Genomic DNA, 19,090 nt, shown 5'->3' on the forward strand with positions numbered 1-19,090 from the left:
TCTAGAGTTTTTCCAAAAATAAAGTATTCTCGGATAATTCTTTTTTCAATAAATGAAAGAATAAGAATAATTGGTCCGGGAAAAGTCCCACTTGCACGATCTCTAAAAGATTATCCAAACAGTTTAATACACTTTGCCTGTATTTGTCCTGTTTTTTCTCCGCTACCAACATAAAATAAGAACCGAGCGCCTTATAAGATCTCTGTAAACATTGTAGATAATAACATTCCCTTGGTTTTTTGAATCTATTATCGCTTAGTTTTAAGAAGAGAAGAAAAAGCCCCTGTCTCATCGCAAACGGGATCGGTCTATACGCATCATATAACAGACTGGAAATATCATAAAATGGGGTTCCCATTCTTGCATCTTGGAAATCGATCAGGGTCAACTCTCTAGTAGGGGAGAGCATGATATTTCTAGCATGAAAGTCCCGGTGGCAGAATACCTTCTCCTTATATTCCGCTAAAAACCCGGATGCCTCCTCCAAGAAAAAAACAACTTCCGGTCTGAGTTTGGTTTTGAGTTTGAACATCTCTGAGAAATTAGTATATGAAGAAAATGTAAACTTATTCTCGAAATTCAACTTTTCATAATCGAATTCACGAACGGAAACAGGAGGTTCCGGTCTGGTTTTCTGAAGAGAGACCAATAATTCCAAAGATTTTACTAAGAAGGTCCTGTATTCCGCATCATCTTGGATGGAACTTAGATCGGAATCTCCTTCGTCGGAAAGGAGCATAAGTTTATTGAATACATCTGTTTTATATATTTTAGGGACCTTGAAGCCGTGGTGTTCTAAAAAATGTCCCACTTCTTGAAAGTCATGCTGAAAGACTTGGTCTTTGCATAAGATCTTTGTGGCGCCGTCAGGATACGTTGCACGGTAATATCTTCGTGCGGAAGCTTCCGGATTGAGTGAGTCTATTTTTTCAGGAAACTTTCCGTCTATCGCAAGGAAGCGAAAATCTATCTCACTTAAAACTTCGTTCATAGCCGCGTATGGCTAGTTCTACAATTTGTCCGGAAAGACCAAGCGGAATTCGGTGCCTTTTTCCGGCTCTGAATCGATTTCTATTCGTATCCCGAATACGTCAGCTATCTCTTTTGCAACGAACATCCCGAGTCCTGTACCTTGGCCGGTCTTTTTAGTGGTGAAGTAAGGTTGAAAGATCTTATTCAAAATATCTTTGCTCATCCCGACCCCGTTATCCCTGATCTTAACCATAGGATGATGATTTTTTTCTCCCACGGAGATCTCTATTCTTCCTTTATTCTCCGTAGCGTCCGCAGAATTTAAAAAGATATTAGAGAATAAAAGGCTCAATTGGTCCGCGTTAGAATGTACAGACGTTTTTTCAGGACTTCTATCGAATACAATCTCACAATATTTTAAACGAGTGGTCTTTCTGAAAACTTCTATGACGGATTCGACTACTTCGTTTAGATCCAGATCTTCTTTGTCTCTGCCTGAATCTCCCGGTTTTCCTAGCTGTAATAGGTTGAAAGTCAGGTTCTTTAATTTTGTGATCTGATTCCAAGTAACTGAAATTGCCTTATCTTTGATGGGTTCATCCGCATCTGGAAGTCTTGCCACTTCTATAAAACCTTGTATGGCAGTGAGTGCATTATTGATCTCATGGCCGATACTAGAAGCGATCGTAGTTAAGAACGCTCTTCTTTCCGCATCGATCAGCTTTTCGGAGATGATATTTTTTTGGGTAATATCTCTTGCTATACCGGTATAATACGTTTTACCGTTTAGTTCGTACCTACATACTGAAATATCGAAATTGAATTTTTCTCCGCTTCTGCTGATCAGTTCCGCGTTATGTAATCTGGCGATATTATGATCCGATTTACGGCTCATCAAATGAGCGATTCTTTCCAGATATGCGCCTGTATTCTCATCAGAGATCAAAAGTGTGATCTTTTGCCCAACAATCTCGTTTTCATCATACCCGAAATTTCGGATCGTGGCTTCGTTTGCGCCTCGGATAAGTAAATCCTCGTCTAGGGTGATTACGCAGTCTCCGGTAGTTTCTAAAATTAAACTATTACGATAATTTAGATCTTTGGATTGTTGCGCGAAATGGGTCTTTTCACGGACTGCTTTTATGATCTTTTTAGATTTTCTGTCCCTATCTTCTTTTTCTTTGCGGGCGTTCTCCAATGCAGTTAAGATATTCTGCCTGCTGACTGGTTTGGAAATATAATCGAATACTCTGTTCCGAAGAGCTTCTTCCGCAGTATGAAGTTGAGGGTTTCCTGTTATTAATATGACCGGAATATTAGAATTGTATTTTTTAATTTCTCTCGCGACTTCGATCCCGTCTTTGCCGCCCATTAGAATATCGGAAATTACTATATCTACCGCATGATCCCTAACGATTGTCATTGCGGATTCGAAATTTTCCGCAAGAAAAACATGATAACCTTCTCTTGAGATGACACGCTCTAAAGCGGTCCTGATTTCCGCTTCGTCGTCAATGATCAATACGTTGGGACTTTTTTCCCTCGTCATAAAGTTTTACAGAATAAGTTCATCATACCTTTCCTACAGGCACTCGGACGGTAACCTTGGTACCTTGTCCCGGATTGGATTCCAACTGTATAGTCCCGCCGTGATCAGTAATGATACGTTGAGAGATAGTCAATCCAAGTCCAGTCCCTTGCTTAGTTCTCCTAGTCGTATATAAAGGTAGAAATGCCTTTTCTGCGACTTCGGCGTTCATTCCTGGACCGTTATCTTGAATGGTAAAACTCACCATCTCTCCGTTCAAATATAATTCTTTTCGTGCGGAAACTTGTATCAATGGGATCGCCGGTTTATGTTCCATTTCGGAAATCGCGTTAACTGCATTTACTAGACAGTTGATCAATACTTGTTCGATTTCCTGCCAAGCGACATGGATCTGAGGAAGTTCAGGATTAGTAACCCGTTTCAATTCGATTCCATTCTTTTTACAACTAACTTCGATCAGCTCGCAGGCTCTCAGAAGAATGAAATAAGGAGATACCAATTCTTTCTTTCTCGGGGCCCTTCTTCCCAGATCCAAAAGACCTTTGATCAGGTCTCTGATCCGTAAGGCAGCGCCTTCTATTCTTTTATAAACTTTTTTTCTTTCGATCGGATCCGGATCTTCGTGTTCTAAAAGATCTTCTAAATATAATAAACTGGATTGAAGGGGATTATTTACTTCGTGAGCGATACCCGCCGCGATCTCTCCGATAGATGCGAATTTTGCGGTCTCATATAATTGTCTGTCCAAAACCTTGGTTTGGGTTACATCGGAGAAAATTAACATAGCCGCGACAGGGAAATCTTGGTATTTTTTGAGCGGAAGGAACTTTATGGAAAAGTAATTTTCCTCTTCTCCTAATAATACCATGGAAAAGTCCAAATAGGCCGCTCTTTGAGTGCGGATACATTCTTCCAATTTGACCAAGATCCCTTTTTGAGCTTCTTCCGGAAAAAGAGAAGGGAATTCATCGTCTACATCCACATTCAAAAATTGGAATAAGTAAAATTTCAGAATAGGAGCTACTTCCAAAACTTTTCCCTGAGGATCTAAAATTACGATCCCATTGTTCATGGAGGCGAATAAGTTCCGGAGTTTCATTTCGGAAGCGCGGATCAACTCTTCATTCTTCTTCTGTTCCGAAATATCCAAAAGAAGTAAGATGGTCCCGATCCTATTACCGTAATCATCTTTCAGGGAAGAAGAAGCCAATAAGAACGGGACCTCGTGCCTGCCTCGGATCGTGATCCTTGTCTCCGCCCTAGAGCCTAAAAGGATCATATCCATAGCTTCCGGTTCTAATTTTAGAAGTTCTCTTACTTGGACCCCGATAATCTCTTCTTTAGAAATTCCTAATAGAGAGCTGATATTATTATTCACATAAGTGATAAATCCTTCGTCGTCAGTGGATAAAAGCGGGACTTCCAAAGAATTCAAGAGTGCGCCTTGGAATTGCAGGATCTTTGCGGTCTCTCTTCTTTGTTTTTCTATCCTTAAATATTGAAGAGAAGAAAGAAGATCTTCCACTATCTCGAAATACAGATAGTTCTCTCCGGAATCGAATGCCATATTCTCCCTGGAGATGATCTGTATACCGCCTATAATTTTACCTTCTTCTCGAATGATCAGACTTAAGGATCTTCTGAAATCTTTTGCTACTAATGCTTCTTCCCATTCAGGATAAACATTAGAGCCGAATTCATAAATATGGAATTGTTCTTTGCCGTCTAAAAGAGTTTCAAAAGGAGATTTGGATTTTTTTTCTTCCCAAGCGGTTTCTAAATTTTTTCTCCATTTAGAATCCAAGTCTGATTGGATCAGTATTTGATCCGTTCCATCTTCTCTTCTATAAAAACCCCAAACCAAACTATAATGAGGATTTTCTTTGAGAGTATCGCAGATCTTTTGGAAAAGAGTACTCTCGGAACTTAAGCGTAAAGATCTAAGATTTAATTTTAAAAGTCTAAGAGTCCTTAAGATACTCTGCAGATAATACAATCTGAGTTCTATCTCTCTGATCTCCGATCTTTGGTAGATATGAAAAATTAAAGGTGAATTAGGAGTTTCCGAGAATGCGTTGATCGTAAAGTCTGCAAGAAGAAGTGATCCGTTACGCTTTCTCAAATTCCAAAGAAGAGAGATGCCTAATTCTTCTGCTCCGCCTCCGTAATTTCCGATGCTGTCAGGACGAGCGAGTAAATTGCTTAGACTAAGAGTTTTTAGTTCGTCCGGATCATAACCTAAGATAGAGCATGCCTTAGGATTCGAACCGAGTATACTATAGCTCCCAGGCTCTAAGATCAGAATTCCTTCCTGGGCGGGAAAGAAGGCCTTTTCTAAGAGTAGAACTAATTCCCGATTCTTCATGAATTGTATATAATATCGGAATTCCGCATCGTAAAATTGATTTGGATTCCTTGCTAGATTCGACTAGAGAGGGAATCATTGACCCAATCTATGGATTTTGTATACGAACTTTTTCTTCGAAATTATACCAGGCAAAAAATTAAGTTTATGGAGAAGGAGCTGGGATTTCAGCGTCTGCAGCTTGACCTCGGTGGACACAAAATTTTCTTCTTGAAGAGACCTTCTGCCCAAGGATCGAACAAAACTCTTTTTTTCATCCATGGACTTCTGGATTCTGCCACAGGTTTCAGGAGACTGGCTCCCTTTTTACGAAATGACTTCAATCTTTTGGTCCCGGACATTCCCGGTTTCGGGTTAAGTCCTCTTCCTAAAGTGAAATATTTGTATCAGGTAGATGTATTTGCCGACCTTCTTTACAATTCGATCCGCAAACTCGCGTTAAACGACGTAGTTTTGGCCGGACATTCTATGGGATCTTTGATCGCGATGATGATCGCAATCCGTGATTCCGAAAAAGAAAAGAGGGTCCAAAGACTTGTGCTTCTTGCGCCGGGAGGGATCCCTCATCCACAAAGAGACGAAATGAGGAAGTTACTTTTTCCTTCCAAAACGGAAGAGATAGAAAGGCTTCTTACCGCATTGTATCAGGAGAATGTCCCGGAATTGGGCGGTATCGCCAAAAAGGCCCTGCTCAGTCAGTGGAATAATTTAGCTCACAAGTTTTTAACGGAGAATACTTTGGACAGAGAGAAAGAGATTTTTCTAGGTAAAAAACTTTCCGCAGTTTCTCAAAAATCTCTGATCATATCCGGGACAGAAGATCCGATCACGGATCCTCCTATGGTGAAAAAATTACATTCATATTTAAAGAAGAGTAAACTGGTCTGGATCCCAAATGCAAAACATGCTCTCCACATGGAAAGACCTAGAGAAGTCGCGGAGAAGATCAATTCTTGGCTTTGAGGATCTATATCTGTTTGGATCATTCCCTTGAACAGGGGAGTCTGTTTGTTAAACGAATTTTAGATGATTTGGAAATAAATTATTTATAAATAAAACATAATACGTTTTTTATCTATTTCTCTCATCTGAAATTTTATCTCAGAAATATATAAGACAGACACACAAAATAAAAAAAATGTGAAAAAATTTCGCATAATATTGTTCCGGAAAACAAGGATCGAATCTTGATCTGGACCATATTTTATAAAATCTAAAAAAATTTTCCCACCATCGTCCGAGTTTTTTGAAAAACGAATATAGAAATTAGAATCAAAAAACCGTAATACAAGGAGCCGATTGGCGGGTGAAAATGGAAAAAGTAAAAATTGCTATAGTTGAAGACAATCCCGAGTTTGCTCAGAACTGTGCAAACACTCTCTCAGTGATGGAAGAAGTTGATCAAGTAGAAGTATTCTCCTCTACCGAAGACTTATCACAAAACCACCGGGATAAATTCGATCTTGTATTTATGGATATCGTTCTTCCTGGTAAGTCCGGGATCGATTATATAAAAGAAAGATCCGATTTTGATAATGATCCTAAGTATATTATGCTTTCCACGTTAGATACCGACGATGCTTTGATGCAAGCAATGCAGGCCGGTGCGGTCGGATTCGTTCTTAAAAAAGATCTGAAAGATATAAAAGAAGTAGCGAGAATGGTAATGAGAGAAGGAGGAATACTTTCTCCTGGTGCTGCCGCTAAAGTGATCTCCTTTTTCAGAAAACCTCCAACCAAGGAGACACATTCTTTAACTCCTAGAGAAAAAGAAATTTTGAATCACATTATAAACGGTTATAGAACAAAGGAAATAGCGCGTAACTTTGGAACGAAAGAAGGTACGGTTAGAATTCAGATCAAAAGTATCTTCAAAAAATTGCAGGTGAATTCAAGAGTGGATCTGGTTCGTAAGTATTCTCGTTTCTGAAAATTTCACTAAGCCAAAGTATCTAATTTTACTGTGACAGTACACATTAGTTTTTACGACATGGAAAGATTAGTTTTATAGGAGTTTGTAATAAAAACTTAGTTGATTTAAAATAATAAGGAAACTTGTTTTCATCGAATTGTTACTAGTGTATGGTATATGGCATGATGGAGATCCGAGAAACGGAATGGTCCGAAGCTCTCGCTCGTCTCGCTGCGGTAGTATCCACTTATAAACATGTTGGAAGTACTACGGATCAAGTCTTTCTGGCTTGCGAGTCATTATGGGCGGATTGGGACGACTTTGAGCCTACTGGACCTGATTGGTTGCAGGGTTTTGAAGAATCCATGGACGAAGGAGAAATGCGATATGCTGCAAACTCCTTCTCTCAAGTAAGATCTTTATTGAGAGAAAAATTAGACGAAGTCAATCGTACATTCGAGAACGGAGATGATTCCGCAATCGGCGGTTTGATCTTAGAATTGTCTGACGGAATATATTCCTTATTAAACGGACCTGAAGAGCCGGATAAAACCGTAGAATCCATACTTATAGAAGCGGAAAAACTTTTAGAAATACTTCTAGAATCCAATGATCTCAAATTTCCCGAGGATGAAAATTTATCTTCTGTCGATTTGGAATTGATCTCTGATCTAGGAGAAAGAGAAATTTTAAGAGAATTGATCTCCGCTTTCGAATCTGCGGTGGAATCTAACCAAAACGGGAAGGCGTTATATCTTTTGATGTCCAGGATCTTTATAGTTCATTGGAGTTTTTACAGATTAAGAGCGGCTTGATCGGAAAATATTAATTCTACTTATACTTTTCTTTTCGCTTCGCGTCCGATGCCAGTCGAACTTCTTCCCTTAAATTTTCCGCCTCTTGCTGGGAAATCCCTACTTGATCCAGCATAAACGTTTCGAATTTTTTTCTCCATACTTCCAGTTCGTCATTTCCGCTCAGTTTTGGGACGTAAAATGGTTCTGAAATAAAAAACTCCGCTTTAGAGAATAGTTTAGGGACCGGAGTTCTGTCCCAGCTTTGTACGATCGTATAATGATCATATTTAGCGTAATAGGATAATATAGGGAACCCTGTCATAGAAGCTAACTGAATGATCCCGGGTTTGAGAGTATAAACCGGGCCGGTAGGACCGTCGGGAGTGATCAAGCTGATACTTCCTTTTTTCGCGTCTTGCACCAAGGCCTTTAATGCGGCGGCTCCTCCTCTTTTGCTGGAACCTCTTTTTGGTCTCATTCCAAAATGAGAGATCACTCTTGTGGCCAATTCTCCATCCTTGGATTGGGATGCCATTGGGATCACTTCTAAGTCGTAACGTTTTACATAAAATTTATACGTAAAATCTATAACGAATGGGATTTGATTATGCCAAAGTGATAGAACGAATCCTTTTTTTTGGAGAAGTAACTCTTCTGACTTTTCCGGGACATTAATTCGAGTCCAGCGAACAGTTATATAAATAATTTTTAATATTGTAGTGGCAATAAAGGAAAAAAATGCGATCTTCATGACCGATTTCTTCCTTGAAAAAAAGGTAATAAAAAGAGCCAGATGGAGGATAATGCGAGTCCCATGCTGTCTTTGAAAACTTCCGAATCAAGATCCGGTTTAGGATTATCTAAGAAATTATAAAATCCCCAAACAAAATATCCTATACCGATCGATTTTCCTAAACCTGCGACTAAGATCCTTCTGCCTTGATCGTGAAAGTAAGAAGACCATTCCGTAGAATACAAAAGGCTCACTGTTAGATAAGTCGGGATCCAGACCTCAGGTTCCGATCTTATATAACTTAAGCCCGCAAATACGATCCAGGTAATTACGGTCAGAAACCTAAAAAAACCGGATAGTTTCTTTTTCATGGCTTTAAGGGAGTATCTTCCCCGGATTCAAAAGATTTTTCGGGTCCAGAGATTTTTTGATCATTCTCATCACTTCTATCTCGGCAGAAGAACGAGAGAAATGTAAAAAATCCTTTTTCAGGAGGCCGATCCCATGTTCTGCACTAATGGATCCATGATGTTTTTGTAATAGTTCGAACATAGAAGGATCTACCTTCTTGCATTGAGAGAAAAACTCCGCATCGGAAAGATCCTTAGGTTTCACTATATTCAAGTGAAGGTTCCCATCACCTATATGACCGAAAAGTGCGATCTCAAAGCCTGGATATTTAGAAGAAAGCAAAGCTTGCATATCTTCCAGGAAAGGATTCATGTTCCGAAGAGGAAGAGATATATCGTTTTTGTGGACTGTGTAATCTATAGAGATGGATTCACTGATCCCTTCTCTGTATTTCCAGAAGGTTTCCGCTTGTCTGGAGTTTTGAGCCAGGCTTCCGTCGGAAACATAACCTTTTTCCATAATAGTCTCTAAAAAGGAGAATAATTTCTCATCGTCGGATTCTTCAGTGATCTCGAATTCCATTAAAACATAATATGGACTCACTTCTGAAAATGGATCAGGAACATGCAAGTGGTCCATCACCTTGTCTAAACAATATTTGGTCAAAAACTCGAATGCCAAAATCGGCAGAGACATATTATGAGTTTCTTTAAATAATTCTAATATAGAAGGAAAATCGGGGACTGCCGTGAAAAGTATACGATTGTCTGCAGGCTTTTTGGTAAGTTTAAGGGTACATTCGGTGATGATCCCCAATGTCCCTTCCGAACCTATGAACAGATGTTTAAGATCATAACCGGTATTATTTTTCAGGATCTCTCCGTTAAATTCCAGGATTTCTCCCGTTCCCGTAACTACTTTTAGGCCCAAAACCCATTGGCGGATCAGACCGTAGTGGACTACCCTTACTCCACCTGCGTTAGTCGCGATATTTCCGCCTATATGAGAGGAGCCTGTGGCTGCGAAATCCACGGGGAAATAAAAACCTCTTTCTTCCGCTTCTTTATGCAGATTTTTAGTGATCATTCCGGCCTGCACAGTTAAGGATCCGAAGAACGGATCGAAATCCAAAACTTGATCCATCTTAGTAAGAGAGATAACTATTTCTCCGGACTTAGCTACTGCTCCGCCTGCATAGCCTGTTCTTCCACCGGAGGGAACGATCTTGATATCATTCTCGAATGCGAATTTTACGATTTCCGAAACTTCTTGGGTGTTTTTGGGGAATGTTAGAATTTCATAATCCGGAACATATACTTTTGTTCTGTCCGTTCCGAAAGAAAGGAATGTCGCCTGATCCATCTGGGTTTCATCTTTGAAAAAAACCCTGTCTTCTCCCAATAGGGATTTGAGTTTATTTTTATTTTCCTGGCTAATACTCATATTTATTCCGTGAAGTTCATTCTTTCGATCTGGCTGTCCACAGGTTTTTCACCTTCGGCTCTTTCTCTTTTGCGATACACTCCGTCGGAAGAAAGTAGTCTGGCTTTTACGTTGTCCCTGATCTGAACGTCTAAGATCTTTTTGATCCTATCTTTGTTCTTTGTATCCAGTATCGGAAATAAGACCTCGATCCTTCTTTCGAAGTTTCTAGGCATACAGTCTGCGGAAGCAAGGAAGATACTTTCTTCTCCGCCTGAAAGGAAATAATAGATACGTGTATGCTCTAAGAATCTGCCTACGATGGAGATTACCGTGATATTTTCCGAGATCCCGGGAAGTCCAGGTTTTAAACAGCAGATCCCTCGAATGATCAGCTCTATGATCACTCCGGCACGGCTCGCATTATACATTGCTAATATAATATGAGGATCGACTAAACTGTTCATTTTGAAAATGATACGTGCAGGTTTCCCTGCCTTTGCGTTTTCAGTCTCTTTTTCGATCAAAGCTAAAAATACGGTTTTCAGGTTATGTGGAGAAGCAGCCAGCTTATGCAAGAAAGGCATCTTCGCATAACTAGTGATCGTGTTGAATATAGTGGAAACATCTTCCGTAATATCTTTATTAACCGTAAAGAAGCTTAGGTCCGTATAATATTTACTGGTTGTCGAGTTATAATTTCCGGTCCCAAGGTGCACGTAACGTACTAGATGTTCTTCTTCTCTTCTTACGATCAGGAGCATCTTGCTGTGGATCTTAAGTCCTACCACTCCGTATACTACGTGGACTCCTCTTTCTTCCAGTTTTTGGGCCCATTTGATATTTCGTTCTTCGTCGAATCTTGCTTTCAACTCCACAAGTACTGTGACCTGTTTTCCGTTTTCAGCGGCCTGGCCTAAATATTGGATAATAGGAGAATCCCCGCTCGTACGATATAGGGTCATTTTGATCCCTAGAACTTTAGGGTCTTCGCTGGAAATCCTGAGCAGATCTTCGATTGCACCGAAAGATTGATAAGGGTGATGTAATAATCTGTCTTTCTTTTTGATTGCGTCGAAAATTTTCTCGGGAGATTCGAACTTTAAAGTGGTCTTCTGTTGGAAGAATGTATATTTGAATTTAGAAGTATGTTCTAGTCCGTAAAAATACATTGTATCACTAATATTTAATATAGAAGATACATCAAAAATTTCATGGTCCTGTAGTTCCATAAGCTCTTTCAGGGTATTTCGTACGAAAGAAGAAGTTCCTTCGTAGATGTCCATCCTTACCGCGTCTCCCCAGATACGGTTTCGGATCTCTTTTTTCATAGTAATGAGCAGGTCCTTCACGGAAGCTTCTTCGTCTATAGAGATGTCCGCATCCCTTAGGATCCTGAAAGGATAAACTTCTTTTACAGTCATTCCATAGAATAGGTCATCCACATGAAGTTTGATGATCTCTTCCAGAGGGAAAAATCTTCTGGTTTTACCTTCTCCCTTGAGTTGCAGGAATCTCGGTAAGACCGAAGGTACTTGAACTACTGCAAACAGATCTTTTTTAAGTCCTGTTTTTTCGTCGTCCGCGGTAAGAACGATCGCTAAGTTTAAGGATTTATTAAGTATATGAGGAAACGGGTGAGATGGATCTATAGAAAGTGGAGTTAAGATAGGAGAAACATCTTCTTTATAATAATGTTTGATGTCTTCTATTTCGTTTTTATTTAATTCATCCGGATTTAAGATGAGATGGATCCCATTCTCTTTCATTTGTTCCAGAGTATGTGTTAGGGTTTCGTATTGAACATTTACGAAATTTCTTACCTTATTGGACAACTCGGTTAAGATCTCGGAAGCTCTTTGCCCGTTTAGGCTTTTTTCGTCATTACCTTCCGCTAGTAGGTTCCTTACTCCTGCGACTCGGACCATATAGAACTCGTCCAGGTTAGATTCAGTAATACATAAAAATTTCAGACGTTCCAGAAGAGGATTTTCAGGATCGTTCGCTTCTTCTAAGACCCGCTTGTTAAAGTCCACCCAGGAAAGTTCACGGTCAAAAAAGATATCGGAGTTACCGATATGGATCGGTCCCTTGTTTCCATTTCCTCCACTTCCTAAGTTCTGGGTTTCGGGAGATTTTATCTTTTGGGCCACTTATTTAGTCCTACTTTCTTCTGGTTTAAAATGGACGGGCCGAGAGTCAAGTCTGCTTTCAGGGGGAAAGAAGCGGAAGATCCCTCTAACCGCTTCTTCCTGATTTTGTTAACTTATCAGTTTTCCTGCTTCTCTTTCATCGATTAAATAAGGATTTCGGACCTCATTTGTTTTAGAGATCCAAACCTTCCCGGTTTTAGGACAGAGGAAGGAATAGAATTCGAACTTGGGCGCTACTCCTTTTAAGGAAGAACATAATTCCGAATATAAAAATTCCTGCTCTTCTCTCGAACCTGCCTTTTCCAATAATTCTGCAAAGGTCAACGACTTAGCGTATTTAATCCTTTCTTCTCCGGAACTTTCTTTTGCTCTGCGGATCATGCCCGAGAGCCCTTTCGGATTTGTTCTTTTATCATCACTGGAAAGTAATTGTTCATGAAATACCGAGAGTCTTTGAAATAATCTCAACTCGGAAGATTCCGCCGCTGCTGGAGCGGAAACTGAAACGACGGATGCCGCGGCTATGTATGCGAATACGTTGCGCATAAAATTCTCCTATATTATAAAAATTAAATATATGTGGAGAAGTTACTAAATGATGAGTCTGATCGTATATAAATTTGAATCGAATGCGGAGATATATAAGGGCGCCTCGGAATCTAAGAAAGAAAGTATGGATTCCGAATAAGAGAATAGGCCTAAACTTTTCCAGTATTTAGAAACTGCCTCTGTCTCTATTCTTTCGGATTCTTTTTCTAAAACTACTAAGTTAGAAAGAGCGGAATGAGAAAGTTCTAAATGAAAACTTTGTTTGGGGTTTTTTGTCCCGGCAAAAGATATTACTGTTCCGTTAGCGGATACTGCCAACGAAAAACAGAATACGAGTGATCCTATGAAAGCCCGGGCAAACATTTAAGATTGGACCACGAATCTAATTGATAGGTTTCCTTTTTATTTTGAAGGGATATGGATTGTTTTCAAATTTTAATATGTATTGACCTATTTAGATCATTGCTCAAAATTTCAGCATGATAGATCCGGAATACTGTGTCGCTTTGGCAGAATACAATCGTTGGCAAAACGAATCCTTATTAAATGTTTCTGAAAAATTAAAATCGGGCGAATTGGAGGAAGATAAAAAACTATTCTTCGGTTCGATGGCAAAGACCTGGAATCATATCATTATGATGGATCTTTCTTGGCTGGATAGGTTTCATTCTAGGCCGATCCAAAAATTGGATTTCCAAGAGATGCAATTTTCCAATCTGACAGAACTCAAAAAACTTAGAACTGAATTAGATTCGACGATTTCCGAATGGGTAAAAACCATAACCTCAGAGTGGCTTACACAAGACCTGAAGTTTTACAGTTACATGTACAAAAAAGAGATTACATTGCCGATCTGGCTTTTGGTCACTCATTTTTTCAATCATCAGACCCATCATCGCAGCCAAATCTCTACGGCTTTATTACAAAGTGGATTGGATTACGGAGTCACGGATATTCCTTGGAATCCTTTTTATCCAAGATCAAGATAATATATTCGGGAAAACAAATGAAACGGATCTTTGCATTCTTTTTGACTTTCATCTCTCTTTTAGTTTGGAACTGCGCCTCGGTAGAAAAGGTAGAACCTCGTAAGATCGAAAAGATCATGAAAGTTCATGCTGGAGGAGGTCTTCGTTTAAGGATCTCTCCTAATATAGAAGCTAAAAAAATAGACCTGGTCCCTGACGGTGACGTTGTGGAAACTTTCGGCGAGACCGGAGAAGTAGAGATACAAGACGGTAAACAAGGCCGTTGGGTCAAAGTGAAGTGGAAGAAAAAAGACGGATACGTATTCGGCGGATTTTTAGAATTTATCAACGTCAAATAATTTATACTTTTTGAATATTCTCCTGTTAAGGAATTCCATTGAGAAGATTAAGAAACCAATTTATAGATATTATTTCGTTCCAAAACGCGGCCGGATATTTCGCCGCAATCACATTTTTTGTGAGTTTATTCTCCTTATTGATCGATCCTAAGATCGGCGTATTGACTCCCGACATGTTGGACGGAGGAAGATGGTGGAATGCGGGATTATTCGTTTTTCATCTGCTTTCTCCCGCGGAGATACAGGCAGGGACTTATATGCCTTGGATCTTTTTGATCTTCTATACGTATCTCGTATTTTCAGTCGGCAAAATTTTGGAAGAGGACATGGGCTCTCTCCGATTTAATCTATTTTTGTTTTCCCTAATGTTCTTCATTACGATAGGCGGGGTTCTTTCCTTATATTACCCGTTGTTTGTCGAGACTAAGATGATCTACGATTGTCTTTTGTTGGCTCTCGCGATCCGAATGCCTAATTTGGAATTTTTTATCATTCCTATCCGAATGAAATGGATCGGCATTGCTTTATTCGTGTATCTTTTCTGGGAAAGAGGGGACGAGATGAGAATGTTCAACTCTATCCTGCCTTGGGCCGGATTATTTTTCGGATTCTCAAGCTTGGTATTGTTTTTCGGAAGAGATATCTTAGGGACCAAGATCCGGGAGCACAAAACTTCCACTTGGAAAGCCAAACAATCCGAGGTATTCACAGTTCATAAATGTTATGTTTGTGGAGCGACCGAGGCCACGGATCCTCAATTGGAATTCCGTTATTGTGTGGATTGTGAAGATAAGGAATATTGCGAGAACCATCTTCACAATCATACACATTCTTAAAACGAACGGAGCCGGCCCTATCCCTTAAGAAGGATTTTTGAATTCTTCCCGTTTGCAAATTATTCAATTTTTTTTAAACCGGATTGACTTTCTTCCGCTTTAATATGAGATTTTCCGGCACTCCGAAATTCTCCCTGGTCGGAAGGGAATTTTGCAGGAAAAATCTTCCGTGAATTCGATCGTCTACTGGTTTGAAGAATTATTCGCCTCCCTCCCTTTGTCCTTTATAGACATTTGGGGCAGATTCGGCTATATAGTCGGGATTTTTTTAATGATCTGCGCCTACGGAGGTTTTACTTTTAATCCCGGAGGAAAATTCGGTTTCGGTCGCCGAAAACAAAGTTGGGATACCCAGGCTTTTTTAAGCATTCCATTCACATTCGTTTTTATTTTTATCACAGGTTATATAGGTTCTTTTATCGTTTTGGTCCCGGGGGCCCAGACCTTTGAATCTTTAAAGGATCTGACTGTTTTTCTTTGTATTCTTTTGTTCGGTTATCCCGCACTTCTCGCGGTTCCTTTTGCCTACGGACTTTCGGATCTGATAGAAGGAGTTCCTCCCGATTTTTTATTCGATTGGCTTTTAGGTTATTTTATCAATCCGGCCTGTTTCTGGGTGGCTTATCAGTTGATCGGAAGAGACCCGGATTTTAAAAAACTGAAAACCTGGGCATTATATTCCATTTTCGTAATTATATTCATGAGTATAGAACCTCAACTTTGGGGATATATCTGCTCGGAACAATTCACTAGAGAGATCTCTTACCGGAATATCACTCCTGCACTTTTTTTTACCACCGGGGTAACTTGGGTAGTCGCTCCTTTTGCGATGTTGATTGCGTTACCTCTCGCCAAGAAGTACGGATTGTTTTGGGCGGAGATCCCTGGCCATACAAGAGAACTGATCTTAAGTTATAAGGAATGGTATTGGCAGGAAGAAAAATTCGGAAAAGACGGAATTCCTTTGGGACAAGGTCTTCCTATCCGGATGTTCTTAGTTACTCCATTCATTCTTTTGGTTTTGATCATGGTGGCTGCCACCGCTTATTTAACTTTAAGAAGTTCGGAAGCTGCATCCGGAAAGTTAGCTTCTAGATTACATCAGGAGATCTCGGAGAATATCAATCTCAGGCTGGACGATTATCTGGCTCATTCTATCCGGAAAAAACCGGAAGAGATCTCTCTTTTATTAAAAAATACGAATATAGCCAGACATGGCAGGGCCTTTATTATAGACAGAGAAACTAGGATCATCGCTTCATCCGATTTGCGTTTTAGCAATATCGGATCCGCCTCGGAGAGCGGGGATCCTGTAATACGAAATTCCGTTCTTTCCGTTCTTAAAGATTACGGAGATCTGTATTCGATCAAGATGGCATTTCAATTCAGGTTTGATATTGTAAATGCAAAACCTGTTTCCAGAGAGACTTGGCTCACTCAGGTGACTCCTTACAGGGACAATGCAGGAGAATACGATTGGGTAGTGATCACTGCAATGCCTGCTTCTTATTATTTGGAAGGTGTGCAGATTGGTAACAGTGAGTCTGCAAAAGTGTTCGCGGTAGCTTTGACACTTTCTCTTTTGATCGCTGCATTTCTTGCAGGGATCGTTACATCACCGATACGTAATATATCTCAGGCAACTAGAGCTATGGCAGAGGGAGACTTCTCCCAAAGGGTCCCTTCCAGCAAATTAGAAGAGATCGGGACTCTTGCATTTTCATTCAATCATATGGCGGAACAATTACAGGAAGCATTCCGTAGAACAAAGGCAAGCGAGGAACAATACAAAGATCTTGTGGACACTACGCCCGGCGTAGTTTGGGAAGCGGATGCTATCACTTTTGATTTCACATTTGTGAGTAAACAAGCGGAGGATTTACTAGGTTACTCCGTAGAAGAATGGAAAACCCCCGGATTTTGGGCGGACCATATCCATCCGGAAGATAAGGACTATGCGGTAAATTATTGCGTGGCCTGTACCGGAAAATTAGAAGCACACGATTTCGAATATAGGTTCTTAAAAAAAGACGGAACTGTCGTTTGGCTCAGGGATATGGTGAAAGTAATTGCGGAGGGGAATCGGGAAAAATGGCTTCGTGGAGTGATGGTAGATATCACTGAGCGTAAAAATATAGAAGAGAAGTTCTTAGAAAGGAATAGATTTGTAGAATCCATTTTGGATATCAGCCCGGATATATTATATATCTATGATATTAAAGAGAGAAGGAACGTATACAGCAATATCGGCGTAGAAAGGTTATTGGGATATTCAGTGGAAGAGATCCAGAAAATGGGGGACTCTTTTCTAAAGGACGTGATGCATCCGGACGATTTTCAGGAATATTTATCCAAGATCATTCCGAAATATTTAAACGCACTGGATAGGGATGTATTAGAGCACCAATATAGGATGCGCCATAAGGACCAAAAATGGCGTTGGTTTGTTTCCAGGGAATTGATCTATAAAAGGGATCAGGATGGAGTGCCGACACAGATTTTCGGTATCTCCAACGATATCACTAAGGGTAAAGAAGCGGAAGAAACTATTCTGGATCTAAATGCGAATCTGGAACGTAAGATCGATCAAAGAACGGAAGAATTAAAAAGATCGAATGAAGATCTGAAAGAATCTTTGGAATATCAGAAAAAGATCTCCAAAGAGCTGAATGAAACACAAAGCCAACTTCTTCTTTCCGAAAAATTAGCCGCCCTAGGACAACTTGCCGCCGGAATGACCCATGAGCTAAACACTCCTTTGGGAGCGATCGTTTCTTCGAATCGTGCAATTTTGGATATTTTGTACGAAGAGATCAGGGATATACCTGACCTTCTTCTTAGCTTGAACAAATCGGAAGTTGAACATTTCAAATTCCTGTTGGATGAAAGTTTAAAGGAAATTTCCCAAGCGGAGATCTTGCCGAATCGTTCTCTGAGAAGGGAGCTTGTGCGTATATTCAAAGAGGCTTCCGTTTCGGATCCGGAGAATGCGGTGAATATGGTCCTGGAATTAGGGATCCATAGATTAGGAGAAAAACTTCCGGATCTTTTGAAGACCGAAAATTCCCTGAAAATACTGGAAGCGGTCTCTTCTATTGCTTCCGTCGTGAGATTCAGTAATGTGATCTCCATCGCTACAGGAAAGGCGTCTTACGTTGTGGACGCTCTCAAAAATTATCTGAACCCTGGAACGCATAACGGAGATGAGGAGCTTGTTCCAGTCGATGTAGAGGTGGAACTGGAAACGATCATCGCTCTATATCATAATAAGATCAAGTACGGGGTAGAAGTAGTTAAACATTATCGGACTAATGAACTTTGTTTGGGAGATCCGGACAAGTTGAATCAAGTGTGGATCAATCTGTTAAATAATGGATTGCAGGCCATGAACTATAAGGGTAAAATCGAAATTTCGATAGAGAAAAGAGAATCCTGGATTATAGTCTCCTTCTCGGATTCCGGTATCGGGATCCCGAAAGAGATACAGGACAAAATTTTCGATCCATTCTTCACTACTAAAAATCCGGGAGAAGGTATCGGCCTTGGACTGGATATCTGTAAAAAGATCGTGGAGAAGATGGGCGGAAAAATAGAGTTTGAGACGGAACCTGGACGCACTAAGTTCGAAGTTTGGCTGAAACCTGCGAACCGTAAAAAAGAGGAATCTATTGGAAACTGAAACATCACAGAATGCGATCCTATGTGTGGATGACGAAGCAATCATCTTAATCACCTTACAAAAGGAATTAAAGAAACAGCTGGGAAATTTATTCCAATACGAGACCGCCTTAAACGCGGAAGAAGCTATGGAAGTTATAGATGATCTGGTAAGTGCAGGCGTGAACGTGATCTTGATCCTTTCCGATTGGTTGATGCCTGGGATTAAGGGGGATGAGTTCTTAATTTTAGTTCATCAAAAGTATCCTAAGATCCGATCCATTCTGATCACTGGACATGTGGATGCGGCCGCAGTGGATAGGGTTAAAAAAGAAGCAGGGACTTATACTGTGATCCCAAAACCTTGGGACGTGAACAAACTAATGGAAGCTGTTCGTGTTTGTTGTAATTTGAATTAGAGCGAACGTTACGAAAATCACCTCAGGAATCGCCATAACCTATTTTGA

17 protein-coding genes are annotated in these 19,090 nt (G+C 40.1%); 8 read left to right on the forward strand and 9 right to left on the reverse strand.

What is annotated here, in order from left to right:
* Position 1 precedes the first annotated feature (1 nt).
* From EHR06_RS03265 to EHR06_RS03275, 3 genes are read right to left on the reverse strand one after another with little or no spacing between them, the layout of a single operon-like run.
* A complete protein-coding gene (locus EHR06_RS03265) occupies positions 2-991 on the reverse strand; it encodes a phosphotransferase (protein WP_135755699.1) in 990 nt (329 codons plus the stop codon).
* Positions 992-1,009: 18 nt separating this feature from the next.
* On the reverse strand, positions 1,010-2,521 hold the full coding sequence (locus EHR06_RS03270; protein ID WP_135755700.1) for a hybrid sensor histidine kinase/response regulator: 1,512 nt from the start codon (positions 2,519-2,521) through the stop codon (positions 1,010-1,012).
* A gap of 22 nt (positions 2,522-2,543) precedes the next feature.
* A complete protein-coding gene (locus tag EHR06_RS03275) occupies positions 2,544-4,886 on the reverse strand; it encodes an ATP-binding protein (protein ID WP_135755701.1) in 2,343 nt (780 codons plus the stop codon).
* Between the two features lie 90 nt (positions 4,887-4,976).
* Between EHR06_RS03275 and EHR06_RS03280 the strand changes: the two genes are divergently transcribed.
* The 3 genes from EHR06_RS03280 to EHR06_RS03290 all read left to right on the forward strand — a co-directional run bounded on the left by EHR06_RS03280 (position 4,977) and on the right by EHR06_RS03290 (position 7,613).
* A complete protein-coding gene (locus EHR06_RS03280) occupies positions 4,977-5,849 on the forward strand; it encodes an alpha/beta fold hydrolase (protein ID WP_135755702.1) in 873 nt (290 codons plus the stop codon).
* A gap of 349 nt (positions 5,850-6,198) precedes the next feature.
* A complete protein-coding gene (locus EHR06_RS03285) occupies positions 6,199-6,816 on the forward strand; it encodes a response regulator (protein WP_135755703.1) in 618 nt (205 codons plus the stop codon).
* Positions 6,817-6,980: 164 nt separating this feature from the next.
* On the forward strand, positions 6,981-7,613 hold the full coding sequence (locus EHR06_RS03290; protein WP_135755704.1) for a hypothetical protein: 633 nt from the start codon (positions 6,981-6,983) through the stop codon (positions 7,611-7,613).
* A gap of 16 nt (positions 7,614-7,629) precedes the next feature.
* Here the strand turns inward: EHR06_RS03290 and EHR06_RS03295 are convergent, their stop codons facing one another.
* The 6 genes from EHR06_RS03295 to EHR06_RS03320 all read right to left on the reverse strand — a co-directional run bounded on the left by EHR06_RS03295 (position 7,630) and on the right by EHR06_RS03320 (position 13,166).
* Positions 7,630-8,346: a lysophospholipid acyltransferase family protein gene (locus EHR06_RS03295; RefSeq protein ID WP_135755705.1), complete on the reverse strand. Its 717-nt coding sequence runs from the start codon at positions 8,344-8,346 to the stop codon at positions 7,630-7,632.
* Positions 8,343-8,699: a hypothetical protein gene (locus EHR06_RS03300; protein ID WP_135755706.1), complete on the reverse strand. Its 357-nt coding sequence runs from the start codon at positions 8,697-8,699 to the stop codon at positions 8,343-8,345. Before EHR06_RS03300 ends, EHR06_RS03295 begins: the two co-directional genes overlap by 4 nt.
* 4 nt (positions 8,700-8,703) lie before the next feature.
* Complete coding sequence (locus EHR06_RS03305; RefSeq protein WP_135755707.1) at positions 8,704-10,122, reverse strand: FAD-binding oxidoreductase; 1,419 nt, start codon at positions 10,120-10,122, stop codon at positions 8,704-8,706.
* A 2-nt stretch (positions 10,123-10,124) separates the two neighbouring features.
* Positions 10,125-12,242: a polyphosphate kinase 1 gene (ppk1, locus tag EHR06_RS03310; RefSeq protein WP_425269477.1), complete on the reverse strand. Its 2,118-nt coding sequence runs from the start codon at positions 12,240-12,242 to the stop codon at positions 10,125-10,127.
* 120 nt (positions 12,243-12,362) lie between these two features.
* Complete coding sequence (locus tag EHR06_RS03315; RefSeq protein WP_135755709.1) at positions 12,363-12,800, reverse strand: LIC13259/LIC11441 family protein; 438 nt, start codon at positions 12,798-12,800, stop codon at positions 12,363-12,365.
* Between the two features lie 45 nt (positions 12,801-12,845).
* Positions 12,846-13,166, reverse strand: coding sequence for a hypothetical protein (locus EHR06_RS03320; RefSeq protein ID WP_135755710.1), 321 nt, complete (start codon positions 13,164-13,166; stop codon positions 12,846-12,848).
* A 116-nt stretch (positions 13,167-13,282) separates the two neighbouring features.
* On the opposite strand from EHR06_RS03320, the gene EHR06_RS03325 reads away from it, so the two are divergent.
* The 5 genes from EHR06_RS03325 to EHR06_RS03345 all read left to right on the forward strand — a co-directional run bounded on the left by EHR06_RS03325 (position 13,283) and on the right by EHR06_RS03345 (position 19,042).
* A complete protein-coding gene (locus EHR06_RS03325) occupies positions 13,283-13,792 on the forward strand; it encodes a DinB family protein (protein ID WP_135755711.1) in 510 nt (169 codons plus the stop codon).
* A 17-nt stretch (positions 13,793-13,809) separates the two neighbouring features.
* Positions 13,810-14,130: an SH3 domain-containing protein gene (locus EHR06_RS03330; protein WP_135755712.1), complete on the forward strand. Its 321-nt coding sequence runs from the start codon at positions 13,810-13,812 to the stop codon at positions 14,128-14,130.
* 38 nt (positions 14,131-14,168) lie between these two features.
* On the forward strand, positions 14,169-14,966 hold the full coding sequence (locus EHR06_RS03335; protein ID WP_135755713.1) for a hypothetical protein: 798 nt from the start codon (positions 14,169-14,171) through the stop codon (positions 14,964-14,966).
* Between the two features lie 169 nt (positions 14,967-15,135).
* Positions 15,136-18,645: a PAS domain-containing protein gene (locus EHR06_RS03340; protein ID WP_135755714.1), complete on the forward strand. Its 3,510-nt coding sequence runs from the start codon at positions 15,136-15,138 to the stop codon at positions 18,643-18,645.
* Positions 18,635-19,042 (forward strand): response regulator, encoded by a 408-nt coding sequence (locus EHR06_RS03345; RefSeq protein ID WP_008595443.1) that lies wholly within the window; start codon positions 18,635-18,637, stop codon positions 19,040-19,042. The genes EHR06_RS03340 and EHR06_RS03345 overlap by 11 nt, the downstream gene beginning before the upstream one ends.
* Positions 19,043-19,090 lie beyond the last annotated feature (48 nt).

The sequence above is a fragment of the Leptospira dzoumogneensis genome (genome assembly GCF_004770895.1).
Lineage (GTDB): Bacteria > Spirochaetota > Leptospiria > Leptospirales > Leptospiraceae > Leptospira_B > Leptospira_B dzoumogneensis.

Bases quoted from the DNA above. Each gene is read 5' to 3' on its own strand.
- EHR06_RS03265 (WP_135755699.1), bottom strand. From the start codon at position 991: ATGAACGAAGTTTTAAGTGAGATAGATTTTCGCTTCCTTGCGATAGAC.
- EHR06_RS03270 (WP_135755700.1), bottom strand. From the start codon at position 2,521: ATGACGAGGGAAAAAAGTCCCAACGTATTGATCATTGACGACGAAGCG.
- EHR06_RS03275 (WP_135755701.1), bottom strand. From the start codon at position 4,886: ATGAAGAATCGGGAATTAGTTCTACTCTTAGAAAAGGCCTTCTTTCCC.
- EHR06_RS03280 (WP_135755702.1), top strand. From the start codon at position 4,977: ATGGATTTTGTATACGAACTTTTTCTTCGAAATTATACCAGGCAAAAA.
- EHR06_RS03285 (WP_135755703.1), top strand. From the start codon at position 6,199: ATGGAAAAAGTAAAAATTGCTATAGTTGAAGACAATCCCGAGTTTGCT.
- EHR06_RS03290 (WP_135755704.1), top strand. From the start codon at position 6,981: ATGATGGAGATCCGAGAAACGGAATGGTCCGAAGCTCTCGCTCGTCTC.
- EHR06_RS03295 (WP_135755705.1), bottom strand. From the start codon at position 8,346: ATGAAGATCGCATTTTTTTCCTTTATTGCCACTACAATATTAAAAATT.
- EHR06_RS03300 (WP_135755706.1), bottom strand. From the start codon at position 8,699: ATGAAAAAGAAACTATCCGGTTTTTTTAGGTTTCTGACCGTAATTACC.
- EHR06_RS03305 (WP_135755707.1), bottom strand. From the start codon at position 10,122: ATGAGTATTAGCCAGGAAAATAAAAATAAACTCAAATCCCTATTGGGA.
- EHR06_RS03315 (WP_135755709.1), bottom strand. From the start codon at position 12,800: ATGCGCAACGTATTCGCATACATAGCCGCGGCATCCGTCGTTTCAGTT.
- EHR06_RS03320 (WP_135755710.1), bottom strand. From the start codon at position 13,166: ATGTTTGCCCGGGCTTTCATAGGATCACTCGTATTCTGTTTTTCGTTG.
- EHR06_RS03325 (WP_135755711.1), top strand. From the start codon at position 13,283: ATGATAGATCCGGAATACTGTGTCGCTTTGGCAGAATACAATCGTTGG.
- EHR06_RS03330 (WP_135755712.1), top strand. From the start codon at position 13,810: ATGAAACGGATCTTTGCATTCTTTTTGACTTTCATCTCTCTTTTAGTT.